The organism is Chthonomonas calidirosea T49 (assembly GCF_000427095.1).
Lineage (GTDB): Bacteria > Armatimonadota > Chthonomonadetes > Chthonomonadales > Chthonomonadaceae > Chthonomonas > Chthonomonas calidirosea.
Window position 1 is genome coordinate 2,142,749 of record NC_021487.1, and the last position, 3,420, is coordinate 2,146,168.

Consider the following 3,420-nt stretch of genomic DNA (forward strand, 5'->3'; position numbering starts at 1 on the left):
TCTGGCAGATTCTCCAAAACCATGATGATTTGGCGAGGACATTTTTTAAGCTGCGCCCACAACTTTGTCTGGGTTTATCAAACTGTGATGCAAAGGTTAGACACTGACCGAGGAAGGTGGGGTTCCGGTCTTTTAGGTGGTTGTGGCTTTAGGGGCGGTTTCGGCTTGGGGCTTTTTCCGTGGAGGTCCACCCCCACACTGCGTTGCGACAACGCCAAGGCCCTGGGGCATACACAGGGCAGCCTACCGGAGGCCCCCGAAATCCAAACCCCTCTCAAGGCCAACGCCCTCCTCCTCAAGGCCGATACCGGAGCCCCCAGAAAATCTTGCGATTTTCTGGGGGCTGGGCGCCCTTCTCCTCATTCCTACCCAACCTCCTGCTTGGCCTACTTAGGGTCCTCTCCTTCATCCCCTGCATGAAACTATCAATAACCCCGAGATCTTCAGGGGATAAAAAAGACGATGACGTTACCACATGCACTCTCCCATTTTCTATCCCTAGGCGGTAACTTTTCCCACTCTGTCCGTCCAGAAATATCAATAGAGGATGGACCTTACCGGTTTTGGAGTACAACAGAGGATGGACCTTACTGGTTTTGGAGTACGGTCCAAAGCCGAGCACAATTGCACTGGGTTTGTCGCCTGCGCCACTTCCATGTTGGAGAAGTACGAGGGCAGGACCAAGTGGCGGAAGCTTCTTGTCTTCCCAAGAGGGCGGTATGGGCATCTGGGACAAAAACTCAAAACTCACCTGAGCCTGGTTTTTACCTTTCCAACTCGACAATGTAAAGATCGGAAACGACCCTACTGCACCACCCCTCGATGTCAGGTACGCCACCGGTCTGCCCTGATTATCTACGACTTCCAACGAACGCACTTTCAGATGAGGGGCGGTTTCTGCGGTATCAACGGGGGCGCCGTGCGCCGTGAACGTGAAGGGGATGAGACCACCGAGCAGCCCCCCTATCCCCATTCCCAACAGCAACCCAGTACGTCGTAGGAAAAAGCCAAGCACGCCAAATCGGCTGCCTATTCTTTGCAAGCATATCATTTTTTGTTTTCTCCTTTCAGGTTCTTTTGATAATTCAGGAGAGAGGTGCAAATCCCCCTCTCCATTGAGAACACATTGCCTGCCTATCTAGGATGATTTGCTTGGTGGCGGAGGAGCCAGATGGGTCTTACACAGGTCTGGGGTTCCATCCGCATCACAGCCAGGTAGACAGGTTTGATAGAAGTTTTGTGGAACACAGGTCGAAATAGAGCCCTTCGCGCAATTGATTGCAATAGGTATCGTCCCATGGGGGCAGTTTGTGGGTGGCTGTGGAATAGAGCTATTTCCGCCTCCAGCAGTGGGAGGATTTTGTCTTGGTGGATGAAGAATGTTAAGAATGCCCTCCACGGCTTCACAAATGGCCATGCATGTATTGTAGCCGCCTAACAACCAACCTAGTACTTTACAGTAATTCGCACACGGGTCTCCAGCCGCCAACACCAGGTTACGATTAGGCATAAACTCTATCCTTTGTCGCTTTTGATAGAGCAACCCCTCCTCATCCAGCATTCCTGCAGCAGGACGATACGGGCTCTGGGCGCTACCGCTCGTGTACATGCTCACTCCGAAACGGTCGTACAGATTGCTCGATAGCACGTTCCCACTCCCGTCCGTTATCACCCCATAGTTGCCTAACACATCCCTGTGATGATACTCCCCGTTCCGACGAACTAACTGGCTGCTGCAGCCGCCGCCTACACGAAGATACCGCGCCTGAACACTCCATACCCCACCGCTCAGGTCGCTTACCTCCTCCACCAGCTCCCCAGCGCTGCACGCTACCCCACACGGATACCAGACCCATACGTTGTTCGCCAAGTCCTTCCGCCAACGACGGTTCCCGTCCGCACCATAACCGTATTGGTACGCCAAAACCCCGTTGTGCGCTATCCCCACTAACTGGCCCTCTTCATTCCACATTAAACCGCGCGTGTAGCCCGGACCAGGGGCACTCGCCAACGTCCCCGTCGCATTCCAGCTGTACACCTCCGTCGTGTTCGTCGCGCTGTCTACCACCTGTACCAAACGACCCCCGCCGTCGTAACTGTAGCTGCCCATATGAACCGGCACCCCGTTGACCACCACCTGAGCGCTTAAACGAAGGTTCGAGGGGTCGTACGTGTAGCTCCCGCTGTAGCTGCGTGAACCGCTCCGCTGCTCCTTCAGCAGGTTCCCCACCGCGTCGTATTGGTACACCGTCACATCCCCACTCGGCTGCTCTACCACCTGTACCAAACGACCGGCCGCATCGTAGCTGGCGCTGTAGCCCACCAACACCGTCCCACTGCTTACCAGCACGTGCTGAACGCTCGTTACACGACCCGCCGCATCGTAGCTGTACTGCACCTCCACGCCGTTGGGGTACATCACGCTCGACACCTGACCGTCCGCCGTGTAGCTGAGGCTCACCTGCGCGTTGTCGCTCCCATCTACCACGCTCGTCAGACGATACGCCGCATCGTAGCTGTTGGTCAGAACCCGACCCGTCACATCGGTCTGGCTCAACAGGTTGCCCACCGCATCATAACTGGCCTGCGTCGTCCCGCGAGGGTCTACCGCCTTCACCTTCCGACCCAACACGTCGTAGGTGTAGCTGCGGACACCGGTGCTATCGCTGCTCTGGATCAACTGACCCTCTGCATCCCAGCTATAGCTGATCCCCGGTGCCCCGCTGGTAGGGTAACTGACTGAAACTAGCCTCCCCCACCCGTCATAACTGTACTGGGTCACATAGCCCAACGCGTCCACCCGCTGCTGCAAAAGGCTGTCGACCGAGTAGCTGTAGCGGGTTACGTTCCCCAAGGGGTCTGTGCGGCTCGTCAGATGCCCCCACTGGTCGTACCCAAACTGCGTGGTGCGACCCGCGGGGTCGGTCGCGCTCGCCACGCTTCCATCCCCATTGTAGCTGAAACGGCTCACGTTGTTGTTGGCATCCGTCACCTGAAGCACATTGCCCGTGCTGCTATCCAGGCTGAAGAGCGTCTTGTTCCCCAACGGGTCGGTCACCGACACCGGCAGGTCAAACACCCCATAGGCCAGCTGGGTGCTCTGGCCTAGCGGGTCTTGCGATACCAACATGTTGCCCCGATTGTCGTACTGCTGCTGCCACACGCTCCCCGAAGGCGTCGTCGTTGACAGAAGGTTGTGGGCGCTGTCGTAGCTGAAGCTGGTCTGATGACCCAACGCATCTACCACCCCCAACAGCTGACCTTGGCTGTCCATCCCATACTGAACGGTGTTTTGGTTGGCGTCCGTCCAGCTCGCCACCACCGTCGTCCCACTGGGCCAACTGCTCGAACTGCTGATCACCTGAGTGCTTGTCTGCGACTGAAACCGCTATCGCCCGATAAGACCCACTCCCGCTCTTG

2 protein-coding genes are annotated in these 3,420 nt (G+C 56.7%); both read right to left on the reverse strand.

What is annotated here, in order from left to right; genetic code table 11:
* Positions 1–295: 295 nt before the first annotated feature.
* Entirely contained in the window at positions 296–1,051 is a 756-nt protein-coding gene (locus CCALI_RS16375; protein WP_016483150.1) for a hypothetical protein, read from the reverse strand.
* A gap of 87 nt (positions 1,052–1,138) precedes the next feature.
* Positions 1,139–3,361: an RHS repeat domain-containing protein gene (locus CCALI_RS08895; RefSeq protein ID WP_155850522.1), complete on the reverse strand. Its 2,223-nt coding sequence runs from the start codon at positions 3,359–3,361 to the stop codon at positions 1,139–1,141.
* Between the last annotated feature and the right edge of the window lie 59 nt (positions 3,362–3,420).